15 protein-coding genes are annotated in these 17,427 nt (G+C 42.5%); 5 read left to right on the plus strand and 10 right to left on the minus strand.

All coding sequences use genetic code 11. From position 1 onward, the window contains the following. Positions 1-97: 97 nt before the first annotated feature. Positions 98-595 carry a DUF2938 domain-containing protein gene (locus tag EXT48_RS10195; protein WP_240703373.1) on the minus strand — a complete coding sequence of 166 codons (498 nt, stop codon included), beginning with the start codon at positions 593-595 and terminating at the stop codon, positions 98-100. 72 nt (positions 596-667) lie between these two features. Here EXT48_RS10195 and EXT48_RS10200 point away from each other — a divergent pair, with 72 nt between their 5' ends. Then, positions 668-1,063: a helix-turn-helix domain-containing protein gene (locus EXT48_RS10200; RefSeq protein ID WP_039492270.1), complete on the plus strand. Its 396-nt coding sequence runs from the start codon at positions 668-670 to the stop codon at positions 1,061-1,063. Positions 1,064-1,085: 22 nt separating this feature from the next. Here the strand turns inward: EXT48_RS10200 and EXT48_RS10205 are convergent, their stop codons facing one another. After that, a complete protein-coding gene (locus tag EXT48_RS10205; RefSeq protein WP_240703374.1) occupies positions 1,086-1,730 on the minus strand; it encodes a M48 family metallopeptidase in 645 nt (214 codons plus the stop codon). Between the two features lie 238 nt (positions 1,731-1,968). Between EXT48_RS10205 and EXT48_RS10210 the strand changes: the two genes are divergently transcribed. Continuing rightward, positions 1,969-2,949 (plus strand): ion channel, encoded by a 981-nt coding sequence (locus tag EXT48_RS10210; protein ID WP_010606522.1) that lies wholly within the window; start codon positions 1,969-1,971, stop codon positions 2,947-2,949. A gap of 17 nt (positions 2,950-2,966) precedes the next feature. On the opposite strand, the gene EXT48_RS10215 is transcribed toward EXT48_RS10210, so the two are convergent. Then, positions 2,967-3,608 carry an HD domain-containing protein gene (locus EXT48_RS10215; protein WP_130164391.1) on the minus strand — a complete coding sequence of 214 codons (642 nt, stop codon included), beginning with the start codon at positions 3,606-3,608 and terminating at the stop codon, positions 2,967-2,969. Positions 3,609-3,735: 127 nt separating this feature from the next. Here EXT48_RS10215 and EXT48_RS10220 point away from each other — a divergent pair, with 127 nt between their 5' ends. After that, positions 3,736-4,926: a class I SAM-dependent methyltransferase gene (locus EXT48_RS10220; protein ID WP_130164392.1), complete on the plus strand. Its 1,191-nt coding sequence runs from the start codon at positions 3,736-3,738 to the stop codon at positions 4,924-4,926. 60 nt (positions 4,927-4,986) lie between these two features. On the opposite strand, the gene EXT48_RS10225 is transcribed toward EXT48_RS10220, so the two are convergent. From EXT48_RS10225 to EXT48_RS10245, 5 genes are all read right to left on the minus strand, one after another. Beyond that, positions 4,987-5,277, minus strand: coding sequence for a PilZ domain-containing protein (locus EXT48_RS10225; protein ID WP_010375543.1), 291 nt, complete (start codon positions 5,275-5,277; stop codon positions 4,987-4,989). A 9-nt stretch (positions 5,278-5,286) separates the two neighbouring features. Next, positions 5,287-5,670, minus strand: a complete 384-nt coding sequence (locus EXT48_RS10230; RefSeq protein ID WP_045989068.1) for a PleD family two-component system response regulator — start codon at positions 5,668-5,670, stop codon at positions 5,287-5,289. A gap of 81 nt (positions 5,671-5,751) precedes the next feature. Then, positions 5,752-9,645 (minus strand): ATP-dependent RNA helicase HrpA, encoded by a 3,894-nt coding sequence (hrpA, locus tag EXT48_RS10235; protein ID WP_130164393.1) that lies wholly within the window; start codon positions 9,643-9,645, stop codon positions 5,752-5,754. Positions 9,646-9,798: 153 nt separating this feature from the next. Then, on the minus strand, positions 9,799-10,227 hold the full coding sequence (locus EXT48_RS10240) for a CBS domain-containing protein (protein WP_010375537.1): 429 nt from the start codon (positions 10,225-10,227) through the stop codon (positions 9,799-9,801). Positions 10,228-10,312: 85 nt separating this feature from the next. Further along, positions 10,313-11,341 (minus strand): isoaspartyl peptidase/L-asparaginase family protein, encoded by a 1,029-nt coding sequence (locus EXT48_RS10245; RefSeq protein WP_130164394.1) that lies wholly within the window; start codon positions 11,339-11,341, stop codon positions 10,313-10,315. A 253-nt stretch (positions 11,342-11,594) separates the two neighbouring features. Here EXT48_RS10245 and EXT48_RS10250 point away from each other — a divergent pair, with 253 nt between their 5' ends. After that, positions 11,595-12,071 carry a hypothetical protein gene (locus EXT48_RS10250; protein WP_130164395.1) on the plus strand — a complete coding sequence of 159 codons (477 nt, stop codon included), beginning with the start codon at positions 11,595-11,597 and terminating at the stop codon, positions 12,069-12,071. 128 nt (positions 12,072-12,199) lie between these two features. Here the strand turns inward: EXT48_RS10250 and EXT48_RS10255 are convergent, their stop codons facing one another. Continuing rightward, on the minus strand, positions 12,200-12,910 hold the full coding sequence (locus tag EXT48_RS10255; RefSeq protein WP_010375531.1) for a SapC family protein: 711 nt from the start codon (positions 12,908-12,910) through the stop codon (positions 12,200-12,202). Between the two features lie 218 nt (positions 12,911-13,128). On the opposite strand from EXT48_RS10255, the gene EXT48_RS10260 reads away from it, so the two are divergent. Continuing rightward, the gene (locus EXT48_RS10260) at positions 13,129-13,839 is read left to right on the plus strand and encodes a DUF6445 family protein (protein WP_130164396.1); all 711 of its coding nucleotides are present in this window, start codon (positions 13,129-13,131) and stop codon (positions 13,837-13,839) included. A gap of 302 nt (positions 13,840-14,141) precedes the next feature. Here EXT48_RS10260 and EXT48_RS10265 read toward each other — a convergent pair whose 3' ends face one another. Beyond that, on the minus strand, positions 14,142-16,772 hold the full coding sequence (locus EXT48_RS10265; RefSeq protein WP_130164397.1) for a TonB-dependent receptor: 2,631 nt from the start codon (positions 16,770-16,772) through the stop codon (positions 14,142-14,144). Between the last annotated feature and the right edge of the window lie 655 nt (positions 16,773-17,427).

Raw genomic sequence — 17,427 nt, forward strand, 5'->3', positions numbered from 1 at the left:
GGTTCCCGAGCGGCCAAAGGGATCAGACTGTAAATCTGACGGCTCAGCCTTCGCTGGTTCGAATCCAGCTCCCTCCACCACCTTCTATTTTGTTATCTCACAACAAGCTTACATATATAAACGAGCTTAAAAACAATCCAAAACCAAAAATCAAATGTGCTGCCATACTTTTTACCCTTGCCTTATTCGGCTCTGGTAATTTAGATGCTGCGACCCCTGCACCAAAACAGGGTTGCATAATAAAAAATGGAAAAACACACGTTATTAAGCCAAAAACTAACGCAGTCAAAAGGCTAGGCTCAGTCAACCAAGGCTTGCCTACGCTCAGTAGTAACACCAAGGCGAATACAACCCCAATGAGATAATGCACGCCCCAGCCAATGACACGTTCACCAAATATTGGTTTACTACGCCCGATACCTTGATGCGTGAGTTTACCTTGACACAAGTGTCCAATCCACCTACCAACCAACGCATAATCTAAGCCCTTTATGGCAAACACGCGACTGAGCATAAATGCCCACAAATCCATAACGAGTGTTGCACCAACGCCAATCACGACTGCTGGCATTAACATCGAATATAGGTTTTCCACTATTTTTACTCCTCTTTTTTACTGACAGCCGCTATCCTACTAGTTCAAGTTAACTTTAAGTCAAGGGCAAGAATGGATATCAGTGAAGTAGCAAAGAAGTCTGGTTTACCCGCATCCACGCTTAGATATTATGAAGAAAAAGGACTGATCCGATCGATTGGTCGACAAGGGCTCAAACGTGTTTTCCCCCCTTCGATACTTGAACGTCTAGCGCTTATTACACTAGGCAGAAACGCAGGCTTTTCGTTAGATGAAATAGCGGACATGTTTACCCCCGAGGGTAAAGCGGATATTGATAGGGCGAAGTTACAATCCAAAGGGGATGAATTAAATGAAACCATTAAGCATTTAACTGCAATGCGAGATGGCCTCTATCACGCTGCCAAATGCCCTGCGCCAAGCCATTTTGAATGTCCGACATTTCAAAAGCTGTTAAAACGCGCGGCAAAAGCGAGGCCCGAGAAATAATAGGCATAAACAGGACACTATGCTAATGCTCAATCATCAAGTCACGACCGTGGTCACGTAGATAACGCCGAGCCATTTTATGGTCGTGGCCATAGTGCTTTGTTACCAAGCGCCAAAATGCGCTATTGTGTGCCATGACATGAAAATGGCAAAGTTCGTGCACTACCACATAATCAATTACCCACTTAGGCGCACCAATCAAAAGCGTATTAAACGCAAGCACGCCTTTAGATGAAAAACTGCCCCAGCGGCTTTTATAAACGCGTATTTTTAGTGTATCAAAGCGCGCTTGAATATCAGGTTGATAGCGCGCAATAACCATATCTACATAGTCATTTAGCGTTTCGCTTAACAGCGCAACTAATTCACGCCATTCATTTTTGACAGCCTTAAGTAACACCCTTTTGTTATCAAAATCAATTACAGAGGTCGTGCTTTCGCCTCTTTGAATGGTAAAGGTCTCGCCGAATACTTGCACAATTCCTGTTTCCAGTGGCCGAGGGCTCTCAGGTATGACTTTTAGAGCAAGCTTTGATTTTATCCAATCGGATTTGCTTTCCACCCAATTATGTAACCAGCGCTCGCAAACTTGCTCTGGTGCATACACAAATACTTGGCCAGCTTTTATTTTTATCGCAACGCTCTTACGCTTTCGGCTTTTCTTCAATTGATATTGCAAGGTAACAAATTCTTAGTCACTAAAGCATGCATTATAATATGAGCAACTTATCGGAGTCACTGCAAACGCCATGTAAGATGATGAATTTGATCAACAATGACAATTAACTCATCAATAGTGTGGTTTCTAACACTCTATAAATTAGAAAGATTTTTTCGTTAAATCACCGTATTTATTATTTTTGCTGCTACGCTTAATGAAAAAGGCATTTTGATTTAGGCAAGCTATGGCTGATAAACCCATTTGCCAATATGTGTCACCTGAGGGAAAAAAATGCAGTGAAATCGATATGGGCTCAGGTTACTGCTTTTGGCATGACAATAAATTCGATAAAGGTGGCTTAGAGCTAAGCCAAAAGCTTGAACGCTACGCCAAGCGCGGCGGTTTGCTGCAAGGCTTAGAGTTGAAGCGAGCCAATTTAGAAGGGCTCAATCTTGTTAACTTTGAAAATCATCATGGCTATGATCTATCTTATAGCAACTTTTATCGTGCCAATTTGAAAGGGGCGCACCTGTTTAATAATACCATTAAGCATGCGTCGCTAATGAAGGCCGATTTGAGAGAAGCAAGTCTGCACTGCTGTAATTTAGAAAGCACCAATTTGCTCGGCATAAAGCTTGAGAACACCCGCATCGATAATATGGAACTCGGCGAGCAATTACTGCAAGAGCAGCAAGCTTTTGAAGCTCGTAGAAACCGAGCCAAAGAAGACGCGGAAGACTTGTTTCTACAGTCCGAAGAGATCTATCGTTTACTACGTAAAGGCGCAGAAAACCAAGGACTATTTGAAATGGTTGGGCGCTTTACATACAAAGAGCTGCGCATGCGACATGCCCAGTATCCACGCTTTTCAAAACGTCACCTTATTTCCAGCTTTGTCGACTTATTATGTGGGTATGGAGAAAAGCCAGAAAATGTCATTCGCTTCAGTTTAGGTATGATAATTACCTGTGCATTTTGCTATTTTCTATTTGGTGTTTCGTTTCAAGACCAGATAATGCAACTGGACTTAGACAACAGTGTATCTGAAAACGTCATGGCGCTGCTGAACAGCTTTTACTTTAGTGTTGTTACCTTCACAACCTTGGGTTACGGGGATATTACCCCTGTGGGGATCTCCCGGCTGATCGCAGCAGTAGAGGCTTTTACCGGCAGCTTTTCATTAGCGCTATTTGTGGTGGTTTTTGTAAAGCAAATGACGAGATGATACTCATCTCGTCATTTTCAATCCGCGATTTCTGATTTCAGTTGTTCTAAAAAATCCAGCATATATTGGGTGCGGGCTTGTGCCTGCTCACGGGCTGCGGTGGTATGCATGTTATCTTTAATATGCAGCAGCTTAATGAAGAAGTGATCTAAGGTATATTTAGTATCGTCAGCTTTTCTGTGCTCACAAAAAGGGTCTTCTACATTGTAAAGATTACGCGCTATCGCCCCACCTACTTTCATACAGCGGCTAACACCTATCGCCCCTAACGCATCCATTCTGTCTGCATCTTGGACAATTTTGGCTTCTAATGTCGTGGGTGTGACACCGGCGCTAAAGCTGTGTGCAACAATGGCGTGGTGAATAGCCTCGAGTTTATCCGTGTCGTACTTCAACTCTGTTAGGAAGACAACCGCCTTATCTGCAGCTAATTTCGACGCCAGCGGCCTATCTGGATGATTTTTTGCTACGGCAACACAATCATGTAACCAAGCGGCAGGGATCACCACAGCGGGATCCGCCCCCTCAGCTTCGCAAAGCGACTTTGCGACTTTAACTACACGCTTGATATGAGACAAATCATGGGCGGTATCTGCACATGGTGTCGACAGCATAAACTCTTCACATGCTTTTTCTAATTCATGCATTTGTAACGTCATTAAGCTCAACTTTTATTAATATCTGACAAATAAACCCACACAAATTCAGCGGGAAAGGCATTACTGATTGTATGTTGCCACACCCTTCACTAAAATGGCAGCTATCAGGAAAGATTAGAGAAAATATATGACTTGCGCGCTATATCTGCAACCAGGCAGAGAAAAATCCCTTAACAGAAAACACCCTTGGGTTTTCTCAAAGGCCATTAAAAAAGTAAAAGGTAAACCCGCCCTTGGCGATACCGTTAAGATTTACAGCAATGAGGGTAAATACCTCGCGACAGCCGCTTACAGTCCAGACTCTCAGATCCGAGCCAGAATTTGGACGTTTGATGAATCACAACATATCGACCAAGCGTTTTTTGAGCAAAAACTCGCACGTGCACTCGCAGCCAGAGAATATGTTATCGCTGAAGGTGGTTTAACTGGCTTTAGATTGTGTGCCGCAGAGTCAGATGGTCTGCCAGGTGTAACAATTGACAAGTTTGATAACTACTTGGTTTGTCAGTTGCTAAGCGCTGGTGCCGAACGCCACAAGGGTGAAATAGTAATGGCATTGCAATCACAATTTCCTGATTGTCATGTTTACGAGCGCTCAGATGTTGATGTGCGCAAAAAAGAAGGCCTTGATAAAATTACCGGACCGCTTGCAGGCGACGCACCAACCGCACCAGTCCTTATAAGCGAAAATGGTTTAAAGATTGAAGTCGATATCATCGGCGGCCATAAAACCGGTTTTTATCTAGATCAACGCGACAGTAGAGCCGCGTTAGAGCGCTTTGTAAAAGACAAAGAAGTGCTTAACTGCTTCTGCTACACCGGTACATTTGGCCTTTATGCACTGCGCGGTGGCTGTAGTAAAGTAATTAACGTTGACGTATCGCAGCCAGCACTCGACACAGCTAAACGCAATGTAGAACATAATGAACTAGACTTATCGAAAGCTGAGTTTGTTAAGCAAGACGTGTTCAAACTACTAAGACAGTATCGTGATGAGGGCCGTCAATTCGATACTATCGTGATGGATCCACCAAAGTTTGCAGAAAGTAAGGCGCAGCTTAACGGCGCTTGTCGTGGCTATAAAGATATCAATATGATTGCCATGCAGATATTAAAGCCAGGTGGCACATTACTCACCTTCTCATGTTCTGGCCTTATGGAACAAAACCTGTTCCAGAAAGTCGTTGCAGACGCTGCGCTCGATGCCGGTAAAGAATTGTTGATTATGGAAAGGCTAAATCAAGCAGCCGACCACCCTATTGCAGGCAATTATCCAGAAGGCTTTTACCTAAAAGGCCTAATTTGTAAGGTCTATTGATTTAGCAATTTACAGTGGTATCGGAGGAAACTTCAATACCACCTTTAGGGCTTAGGTAATCTAATTAAACTTGGTGATTTCAAGCCCTACAATCCACTGCTCGTCCTGTTCTTGACTACAGCGGATCACGGTCGCGTGAGCACTAAGTGGCTGGATCATATCGCCACTGGAATCAATGAAAATGTCAACGGTTGAATTTGCTTCAATTGGGTCGCTCACTGTCACCGACAACCCTGTGGCGCTTAAATCGTGACAAACTCCTTGGTGCACTTTACCCGACTCAAGCTCGGTTAATTTTGCAACTGCATCCACCGACATACGCATAAAACGGCGTTTATCTTCATTGATCATATAATGCTCCTACACCATTGATTTTATTTTTTCTAATAGCGATTGCATTGAAAATGGCTTTACCACATAGGCATCGCAGCCGGCATCGAACCCCGCTTTTTGTTCTTTTTCGGACTCTAAACCAGACACCATTAATACAGGAATGTCCTTCGTCTCTGGTGTATTTTTCAACATTCGACAGGTGTCGTAACCGTCAAGACCCGGCATACACACATCAAGCAAAATAGCATCTGGAGGATCAGCAATCGCATTAGACAAGCAACTCGTGCCCGAGTTTGCATAGCTCAGCTCAAACGACCCCGACAGCGCCATTTCAAGCATTTCATAGTTAAAATACTCGTCGTCGACCACCAGCAGGTGCGGTGCATTTTTCCTTTTCTCTCGTGTGGACATATTCAATGCCGCTTCCTTCTCACAATCCAAAACTTTACTTCCTCATATAATAAAGTAACTGTCGTACTCTAAAATGCAAGTTTATATTTCGCACTCTTTTATCGAATTCAGAACGCGTTTAGCCGAAATTGGATAAGCCGTTCCTAATGTTTGAGCAAACAAAGACACGCGAAGTTCCTGTTGCATCCAAAAAATATTTATAAGCGACTCTGGTACAGGTAATCCAGAAGGAATTTTTGCCAACTTGTCTTGATAGGCTGCAGCAACTTTTTCCAATTCTAGTACACACAGCCTGTCTCTGTTTGGATCTACCGCAAGTTTTTCAAATCTTTTCTCAATCGCTTTCATGTAGCGTAAAATATCAGAGATTTTGTCAGCACCGTGAGCGGTGACAAAGCCTTTAAAGATAAGACCGGATAACTGAGATTTTATGTCGCCGTGCGCGGTGATCATCGTGAGATCCACTCTGCCTTTCATACGCTTGTTAATACTGTGGGCAATACTAAGCACAGCCTCAACTTGCTTCGCAATTTCGACTACAGTGTCACCTAGCTCAGCTCGAATGTGCTCTTTGGCTTTTTCAAACGCGACGTCATCTCTGATCTCACCAAATGCACGCAGCAACTTATCAACCCCAGCTTGCGTACAGTCATCAACTAAATCATGCACTTTACCAAAGGGGTTAAAGTACAATCCTAACTTAGCCTTATTTGGTAAGTGTTGCTGCAGGTATTTAACAGGCGAAGGAACATTAAGTAGCACAAGACGGCGCAATCCTGCTTGATGCGCAGCTTGGGCTTTTACTTCGTTATCAAACAGTTCTATAGCCGTACTTTGCTTTTTATCGACTAATGCTGGGAAAGCCTTAATCTCATAATTTCCTTGCTTTTTAGTATATTGCTCTGGCAGCTCGCCAAAATCCCACTGCTGAATATCCGTCTGCTCAATCCCTTGCTCTGCCACTTGCGAAAGCGTCTCGGTCACTTGCCCTTGCAACTTTGCTTTAAGTGCCAATAAATCAAAGCTATGGGCTATCACCTTGCCTTTGTCATCGACTACCTGAAATTGCATTTTTAAGTGCGGCTCAAGTGAACTAACATCCCAATCTGACTCGGCGACTTTGACACCTGTCATTCTGAGTAAACGGTTGGCCACCGCTTCTATAAATGAGCCTTGCATTACCTCAACGGCGGCAAGCACTGCATCGGCATAATTTGGTGCTGGCACAAAATTACGTCTTAAGGTCTTCGGCAGTGACTTAATAAGCCCACAAACCAGCTCATGTCTGAGCGCAGGAATATGCCAATCAAAACCTTCATCTTGAACTTGGTTTAATAGTGCCAGAGGAATATTGACCACCACGCCGTCGAGTGCTTGGCCTGGGTCAAAGTGGTAACTGAGAGGCAAAATCAAATTCCCTTGCTGCCACGTATCAGGGTAGTGGGTATCCGTGATATGTTCAGCGTCATGCTTCATTAATAGATCGCGCGTCATATGCAAAAAACGCTTGTCTTTTTGCTTTTGTGAGCGCCACCATTTACTAAACGCAGCACGATTATTTACGTCTTGTGGAATTCGCTCGTTATAAAACGCAACCACATCTTCTTCGTCAACTAGGATATCGCGACGCCTCGCTTTATCTTCAAGCGCCTGCACTTCTTCAACCAATTTTTGGTTTGCGCTTAAAAAACCTTCGCTCTGGCCTAGTTGACCATTTGCCAACGCTTCACGAATAAATATCTCTCGGCTAACCACAGGATCAATATCGCTATACACCGTGCGTTTGCGGCCAATGATGATCAAGCCGTATAAGGTTTGTTGTTCAAATGCGATAACCGCTCCAGCCTTTTTCTCCCAATGCGGTTCGCTATAGCTGCTATTAACTAAATGCTTGGCGAGCGGTGCAATCCAATTTACATCGATTTTGGCGTTAACCCGAGCATAAAGTTTACTGGTTTCCACAAGCTCCGCAGACATCAGCCACTTAGGGCTTTTCTTAAATAGTGTTGAACCGGGGAAAATATGAAATTGGCTGTTACGTGCGCCTTTAAACACTTGCTTTTGCTTTTCGTCTTTCACACCAATATGGCTAAGCATACCGCTTAGCAATGATTGATGGACAGCCTCATCGCTTGCAGGACTGCTATTTATTTTAAAGCCGAGCTCCTCACACACCGTAGTCAGCTGATATACAATATCTTGCCATTCACGTACACGCATATAGGCCAAAAAGTCTTTTTGGCATTGCTTTCTAAACTGGTTACGCGTCAGTGCTTGCTGCTGCGCTTCGATGTAATTCCATAGATTTAGATATGCAACAAAGTCAGAGTGTTCGCACTCAAAGCGATTGTGTTTTTCGTCAGCTGCTGCACGTTTGTCTTGAGGACGCTCTCTTGGGTCTTGAATAGACAGTGCCGCGGTGATCACTATCGCTTCCCAAAGCGCGTTGTTTTGTGCCCCTGACATCACCATCTTGGCAAGCCTTGGGTCTATGGGTAAGCGACTTAGTTTACGACCTGATTCTGTGAGCTTGGCTTTTTCTCTGCGCTGAGCAGGAACTATCGCCTCCAGCTCTTCAAGTAACGACATACCATCTTTGATATTACGGCTATCAGGCGCTTGTACAAAAGGGAATTGACTTATATCACCAAGTCCAAGTGCGAGCATTTGCAAAATAACCGAAGCTAAATTGGTTCTTAGAATTTCAGGATCGGTAAACTCAGGACGCCCTAAAAAGTCGTCTTCAGAATATAAACGAATACAAATACCGGATGCCACACGGCCACATCGGCCTTTACGCTGGTTTGCACTGGCTTGTGATACCGCTTCAATCGGTAAGCGTTGCACTTTGGTTCGATAACTGTAGCGGCTTATTCTCGCAGTACCCGGGTCGATAACATAGCGAATACCTGGTACGGTCAATGACGTTTCTGCAACGTTTGTAGACAATACGATGCGCCGTTGGCTATGGGGCGCAAAAATGCGGTTTTGTTCGGCATTAGACAGGCGCGCATACAAAGGTAAAATCTCAACGCCTTTTAAATTGCGTTTTGCCAGCGCATCAGCGGTGTCACGAATTTCACGCTCACCGTTCATAAATACCAAAATATCCCCAGGTCCTTCGGCACACAGCTCATCAACCGCATCAAAAATGCCCTGCAACTGGTCATTTTCTGCTTCGCCATTTTCTGAGTCTACATCTTCAACTGGACGATATCTCACTTCTACTGGATAAGTTCGTCCTGACACCTCAATAATAGGTGCGTCACTAAAATGTTTGGAAAAACGCTCAGGATCAATGGTTGCTGAGGTGATAATCACTTTAAGATCTGGACGCTTCGGCAACAGCTGCTTTAAATAACCCAGAATAAAATCGATATTCAGGCTACGCTCGTGCGCTTCATCAATGATGATTGTGTCGTACTGGTTGAGGAATCTGTCTTGTTGAATTTCCGAAAGCAAAATACCGTCGGTCATCAGTTTTACGTATGTATTGTCAGAGACTTGATCTGAGAAGCGAATTTTAAATCCAACTTCTTGCCCCATCTCGCAACCAATTTCCTCTGCGATACGGTTAGATACGCTTCTTGCCGCTAGTCTTCTTGGTTGTGTATGACCAATATAGCCATCCACACCTCGACCAAGCTCTAAGCAAATCTTAGGCAGCTGCGTGGTCTTCCCCGAGCCTGTTTCGCCGGCAACAATAACCACCTGATTATTCGCAATGGCTGCTTTGATGTCGTCTTTTTTCTGGCTGACGGGTAGTTGCTCAGGATACTCTACAGCTGGAATATTGGCACTTCTTGTTACCTTTAATTCTTGGCTTTTTGCTATTGCAGCCGCTACTTTTGCGACTACCTGCTTTTGCTTTTCTTGATCGGTAATTTTTTTCGCACCATGGAGGCGCTTTTTGAGGATGAAGTGATCCTTTTTAAGACATGAATTTAGCTCTTTGAACAGCGAGTCAACCTGCACTACACGACACCTTGTGATTACATAAAACGCCGTGTAGTTTATCAAATCAGATTAGACGAACCCAACTAAATTTGGTTAGGAATTGAGATTTTTGCTGTTATTATCAAGGCAACTCCTCATGGGTTAACTTAACAGCTCGTAAATTTCATCACTTTATACGTAGCGGTGACCAGAGACATAAGCATCATGTAAATGCTTATCCAATGCTAATAACACGTTTGCACGACTAATAACCCCAAGTAAGCGCCCTTCATCGTCAACTACCGGGTACACTTTGGGCTTATTGCAAATCATCAAATCTGCCATTTGCACTATGCTGTCTTCGCGTTTTACACACAGAGGCTCTTTTGTCATCACATCGGACACCACGCTATGAGACTCATTTTGATAGGTCGCCTCTAACATTTTTTTGAGACAATCCTGCTCAGATAAAAACCCAATAACCCGCCTTGCTTCGTCTATAACCGGCCCGCCCGACTGGCCGCTTTGTAGCAGCTTTTCTACAGCTGATTCTACGCGCATGTCCTGTTTGAATGTTACGGGGCGATGATTTAAGTAGTCTGCTACTTTTATTGATTGCATTGCTCATCTCCATTAAAAACGCCAGCTATCATGATAATAGTAGCTGGCGTTTAAAGAACTTGCTTAATCTCAACGAAATATTGTTTTACTCGCTATAAATACCAACATAGGTCGGTGTTGTTGACGACTTGCTCGCACGATACATTCCAGCGGTATTAAATGGCATGCTAATATTTCCTTTAGGGTCAACTATGATCACCCCTCCCGTGCCACCAATTGGATAAAGCGTATCAAAAATCACTTCTTGCCCCGCTTTTTCAATCGACTTGTTTTGATAAGCGACACGAGCACAAATATCAGCTGCGACATTATATCGAATAAAATACTCGCCATGTCCCGTTGCTGAAACAGCACAAGAGCGGTTATCCGCAAATGTGCCCGCACCAATCACCGGTGAGTCACCTATCCGTCCGAAGCGTTTCGCCGTCATGCCACCAGTTGACGTTCCAGCCGCTAAATTCCCCTGCTTATCGAGTGCGACAGCCCCCACAGTTCCCATCTTATACTGGCTCTCTAATTGTTGGTGTGCCGCCTGATAGTCTTTGGTCGCCGCTTCTTTCATCTGCAATCGCTTTTTCGCCTTTAGGAGCGATTGATAGCGAGCATCGGTGTCAAAATAGCTGTTTTCCACTAACGTAAAACCGCGTTTCTTAGCAAAGTCTTCCGCACCTTCACCACTTAGCATGACATGTACTGAATGCTGCATCACTTCTTTTGCCAGGTTGATCGGGTTTTTAATGTTCTTCACCCCCGCCACAGCGCCCGCTTGGCGATTACGACCATCCATGATTGACGCATCTAGCTCATGCCCTTCATCATAAGTATACACGGCCCCCTTACCAGCGTTAAAAAAAGGCGAGTCTTCAAGAATATTAATGGCAGCCGTCACTGCATCAAGACTTTCACCACCTTGTTCTAGTACCTTATACCCCGCTTCAACGGCTTCTTTTAATTTAGCTTTGTATTGTTTTTCTTTTTCTGGTGTGAAGTTACTGCGCTCAATCGTACCAGCTCCTCCATGAATGGCGATCGCAAACGGTGGCGCTTTCTCGTCAGCGACAGCAGCTGTCGCCGACAAGGCTAATAAGGCTGCTAACAAAGAGATTTTTTTCATTTTTATACCTTGGTTCGTTGTTAAACTTCAGCATGAGGTGAATTTTAGAACGATGCAAGCTTTCGCGTTAAAATTGTCAAGCTAACCTATTTACAGTGTGGTTGAAAGAAACTCATGAGCAGCAAGACACAACAGCAAATTTGAATATTTTTCAATCAATTCATGGTTGTTATTTCGACCACAAAATGGAAACATATTTATTACTTTGAAATAACTCAAAGTAATAAAATAACGAAATTCGACAGGAATCGATATGAAAAACATTCTAAAAATTGCAGCTTTTAGCACACTACTGCTTGGTACTGCTCAAGCCGCGTCTACTCAAGAGCAAATTAAAGTTATTGATTACAACACTTTTTATGACACCCAAGTAAACAATGTTGACTGCGGTGGCTACTGGGATGAGCGACGTGTGTGGGTATGTGACTACCGTACAGAGCTCGTTGATGTGAGTTATAAGACTTGCCACTACAAATTAATGTACGGTGAACCTTACGGTCCTTACACTTTATGGGAAACTAAAACCGTACTCGCGACACAAAGCTGCCCCGGAGGTTGGACTATTCCTGATCCTCATGGTTATCATCCCCGAGGTCAATATATACATCAACACAATACCTACTCAACTCAACAAGAAGAACACCGAGTAGCTTATAACTGTCGTTGGGAAACACGCTCGGTTTGGATCCCTCGTGGCGGTTCATACTGCCCTATTCCAAACGCTAAGTAATACCAATTTGCCTTAATACTTGCTCAATTTGAAGGAGCAAATTGGTGTAGCAGTTATAAAATAGCATGCACAAAAAAAGCGCTTCCTCTGGAAGCGCTTCTATCGAATCGTTTTATATCTAAAAGCGATTAGCTCGCTTCGCGCTGTGCCTTCATACGTGCAAGGCGCGCAACTTGATGCGTAGAAGTTAAGAATGCGAAGATCGGTGCTAAATAGCCACGTTTACGTAGCTCTAGGAAATCTTCGTCACCTAATTCGTTTAGCTTACGCTCATCCACAAGGTAGATACCGTTGATGTCTTTTTTCTCACCACGGATTTCTACCGTTAGCGTTTGTTGAACTAGAAGCTCTTTGTCAGCAAGATACTGAGTAAACGCTTCAGTTACGCGAGCAAACTCAACATAGCTAACTAACGCTTCTTTACGACGACCTAGGTATTCAGTTTCTTTACCGTCTTCGAAAAGCGCATTGCCTTCTTCTTCACCAACTAGCGGACTTGCTTCATCAATAACAATACCAAACTGATCTTGCTCTGGGTGCTTAACCAAACCAAACGGGTAACGTGCAGCGGCCATTGGCACAAAGCTGCCAGTCCACTTATCACCATCAACAAATAGGTTTTCACCAGGCTGAAGACCAAACATAGCAACCGCTTGAAATTGACCTGACTCAGTGTTTTTAACAAACGCCATTGGGAATTCTGTCGCTACACGCGCAAACTCATGCGCCACTACAGGCATTAAGTGCTGAGTTTTAAGGAAATCAACGTTCACGCCATTTTTTACTTTGATATTAGCGTGCTTTTCGTTGTGTAAAGGCTGCACTTGTTGTTCCGCCATAATACTGCTCCATTATTTTACGTATTTGTTACTTTATTTATTGCCCCTAAGGCTAGCGGTTTTCCGGGCAAATTGGAAGTTAAATATTTTTTAAGGTAGTTTAGATAAAAACTTCAATGAAGAACTTAGCTTATTTCGCATCAAAGAGTTGATAGCGCTGTCATAATTACGTACATTTGCTTAATAGTAGTCTATGTATAGTTTAACAGTAAAAAACAATGCAAAACCTCAAGCTCAACCCTTCCTTAAAAATTAGCGTGTTAATCGTCCCTAATACAGATATCAGTGTCTATGTCGTTGATGACTTCTTATTGGATACTGCGAGCGTGTTAAATTTTGCGCATAAGGTAGCCTACTACCACCCCATGTTTTCTGATAATTCCTTCTACCCGGGAAAAAGAGACCATATGCCTGAACCGTATATGAGGCTACTAGCATCATTTTTTAAGGATTACATGCTTCCGCGCATTTCTAGAAGTGAGTATCAATCAGTTACTTTTCATAAATGCTTATTATCACTCATCACTTGCCAGCCTGATGCGCTTATTTTAGACCAAAAAGTTCCGCATATTGATTCATTTGATGACAGAGACTTTGCTTTTGTACACTACCTATCCACAACCAACTTGGGAGGTACAAGTATCTATCGTTTTATACCTGAAAACCTTGTAGAGTTTAGGGAAAAAGATAAAGGAGTATTATCAGAGATGTTAATGAAAGCAGCAGAAAGTCCACATGAGCACTCTGGTTACCTAAATGAAACAACAAGTGTGTTTGAGCGCGTACTGAAAATAGAACCAAAGTTTAATAGGCTAGTTATCTACCAAGGGAACATATTACATAGTGCCAATATCAATTGTGCGTCTGGATGTAATCAAGATCCAAAAATAGGAAGGCTCTCAATTTCTTCGTTTGCGAGCGTGCGCTAAATCAGTTTATATTCTCAACATAATGCAGATCGATGTTAACACCTATCTAAATATTAGAAACAATGTCAGTAAAGCTAAAACTCTCTTATAGGGTATAAATAGTAACCTTCTTTCTTGATCAATTAGAAGTTATTGGTTGATAGGCCGAATTATAAGTAAGTTTTATTATTAACCCCTCCTCTCATGAGTTAATTGCTAATCCTTTTCCAATAAAAAAAGCTCAACGATTTGTTGAGCTTTTTCTGATCTTCGTGTCCCGTCCTAAAATGCGTTTACACATTTAGGATGGGACATTGAGTTATTTAGAAACGTACCGCTACACCAACTTTATAGCGTGCTTCACCTTCAAAACTCCAAACAGGGAAGTTATTAAGAAGGTCAGGGTTTGGCAACGTCGTTGATGGATTATTGTTACCTAGTTGAACGCTATCTTCTTCAGTTAAATTGATGGCTTCAAAAGTAACATCTAGATAATCTGTAGCCGAGTACGTAGCACTGAAATCAAGCTGTCCATATGCTTTATGTTCACGGTTACCATACCATCCTGGAGCCTCACGAATGATGAACTCAGAGCGCCAGTTATATGCTAGACGAGCAGAGAAGTTATCTTGCTCATAGAAAGCAACTAAATTATAGGTATTCTTTGACGAATCTGAGAAAATACCAACTCTGTCAGGGTAATTTTCTGCAGGAGCTTCAGCATCCGCATAAGTGTAGTTGAATGAATAACCAAAGCCATTTTCAAAAGCGTCTTGAATTTGGAACTCAATACCTTCTATCGAACCACCACTACCGTTTGTAGATGAGCTAACAGTCCAACAATCTGTGATACCAGCACCACACGGCGGCTCTCCTGCATCAGGATTATTTGTATAAACTGGAATATCAATACCAATTTGTTGGTTAACCTGTTGCTGTGTCGAAATAAATGAACTCACATCTTTCGTGTAATACGTCAAGCTAACCATACCATCAGCACTGAAGTACCACTCAAGCCCTATGTCAGCTTGGAATGCTTTGAATGGACTTAGGCCTACGTTACCCGTCTGAAGGACTTCATTTAATGGGCGGTTATCTGTATAGCCAGCCAAGCTTCGTGTTGCAAACAGATCAGCATAGTTAGGACGTGAAATAACTTGAGCAGCTGAAGTACGAAGAATAATGTCGTCAGCAACATCAATCACCAAGTTTAAGCTTGGTAGAAACTCACTGTAATCGGCTTTGTCTGTAGATAAAGTAGTATCATATTGACCTGTATCACTTAAATCGTAATAGTCAGACTCAATATCTGTTGAAATATAGCGTATGCCTACATTACCACGGACACCCTCACCGCTGAATTCAGCCATTGCATATAGGGCCATATTTTCTTCTTCAACAGTACCATATGCTTGAGGTCTTTGTGTATAGCCTTCTGTCATTGCCAAGGAGTCAGCAATCATAAGGTCCATATTTGGTTCCGGGATAATAAATCCACCACCAGCAGATATAGTGCTAGGATAATACTCAGATGCATTTCTCATAGGGCGAAGTGCAACATTAACATTAGCACCGTTACCATCCTGTACTACTTTGTGGTCAGCGTAACGGAAACCCGTTTTTATCGCAGAAATTAACCCGAAGTCAACTGGAAAGTCAAAATCAAGATTTAGATAAGTTTCTTCATCTGAGTCTGGATTGTATTCAGGAGCCCAAGTCTGTGGACCGATCACACTAGGTAAAATACCTGAATCAAATGACTGTTTTGCCAGATTATATCGCGTAATGTCACCGGTCATGTCAACTGTGCCATTTAATTCGCTACTATCATTGACCGTCCACTCACCGTAATTTGCTGTTGTTACATCACTATCCGCACTAGTATTACCGACACGGCCTTTAAATGTGAAGTTCTCAGCCTCGTACTGCCAATCAAGGTCAATAGTATCTGACTTCATACTCGCTTTACGAACCCAAGATTGATAAAACGCTGTAGCAGTTCCATCAATGTCTCGGAACGTGCAGTTACCAGAAGCATTCGTTTTTGTGCAAGAACCATCACCAGGGAAGATGATTATTTGTGAGTTAGCATTATTGGCGCCTAATTCTAAACTCGTTACATTTAGGCCAAATAATAAAGAGTCTGTCGGTCTATATTGCATTGCTACATTAATAGCCGTGCGATCTCTTTCTTGCTGGAATACAGTGGGAGCCATACCACCAGACCAACCTCCCGATGATTCAATACCATTTCGCTGATATTGAATTTCAGCAAGTGCGCCAGAAACAAGAATACCGAAGTTTTCATCTTCGTTTTTCCAGCTGTAAAGTCCCGAAAATTCAGGATCCGTTTCCTCAGAAACCGTACCGTAGTCAGCCTTTACGCTTGCAAATACTGTGTTAGCATCCAAATCCAATGGTTTACGTGTCTTGACAATTACTGTACCACCGATACCACCTTCCACTAAATTCGCTTGAGAAGACTTATAAACCTCTAAACCGCCAACCAACTCAGAAGGTAAAAGTGAATAGTTGAAACTGCGATCGACCGCTTGTTGGTCAAACCAACTAGTGGAAGCAACAGAATGCCCATCGAGCAAAGTACGTGTCAATTGTGCTGACGCACCACGAATTGATACTTGCTGGCCCTGACCGAATTGGCGGGATACACTCACCCCTGAAATTCGAGCTAGTGACTCACCTACGTCACCATCAGGGAATTTACCAACGTCTTCAGCAGTCACAACATCAACGACAGCATTTGCGAAACGCTTACCATTGAGGTTTTCTTTATTTGAAGCGCGAATACCACGAACTTCAATGACTTCTACGTTTTCTTGTACTTGATTTTGGCTTTGACTTTCTTCTGCAACTACAACGCCTGAAAAGCCCGCACCTAGTGCGATGCTGACGTTAACTGCAAGTAAGCTTTTTTTGAAATTATTAGCTAACACAGGATTCCCCTTGAATCATTTTGTTGGTTTTTTAAATCACTTCTGCCCAGTGATGATGACAACGCTGTCATCTAATAACAAACCATACACCCTAAATTACATATTCGCTACAATTTTTTTGGCCTGTTATTCAAAAAATATTCATATAGATATATATCTTATTGATAAATATAAACTTAAATATAGCCAAGATATGGTTTGTTACAAAAACGATTGGAGAATAGCACAAAAAATTTTGCTGCTGTAGAGTTTTAAGATGGAATTGTCTCAATAAAGGGACGTTTTAATTATCTGAATACACACAAGGGGATGTGTATTCAATTCCCTCATCAAGCTTGGGCAGAAGCTAAAGATGAGAATCAATATCAATGACAACGCTGTCATTATAGATTTATCTGTAAGTACTGTCTAGTTCTTTTAAGAGAATTTTTTATGACAAAGGCTTATAAAATCTACAATTAGCGAGTTAGCTATCACTATCTTTTGCACAAATTTGAATACCCCATTACGGGACTTGTTGATTTTCTCAGGGTCATGCTTTGAATAGGAAAAATTTATTGCTTTTATTCGTAAGAAGTAAGAAGTAAGAAGTAAGAAGTAAGAAGTAAGAAGTAAGAAGTAAGAAGTAAGAAGTAAGAAGTAAGAAGTAAGAAGT

This window comes from Pseudoalteromonas sp. CO348, from assembly GCF_004208845.1.
GTDB classification, from domain to species: domain Bacteria; phylum Pseudomonadota; class Gammaproteobacteria; order Enterobacterales; family Alteromonadaceae; genus Pseudoalteromonas; species Pseudoalteromonas maricaloris.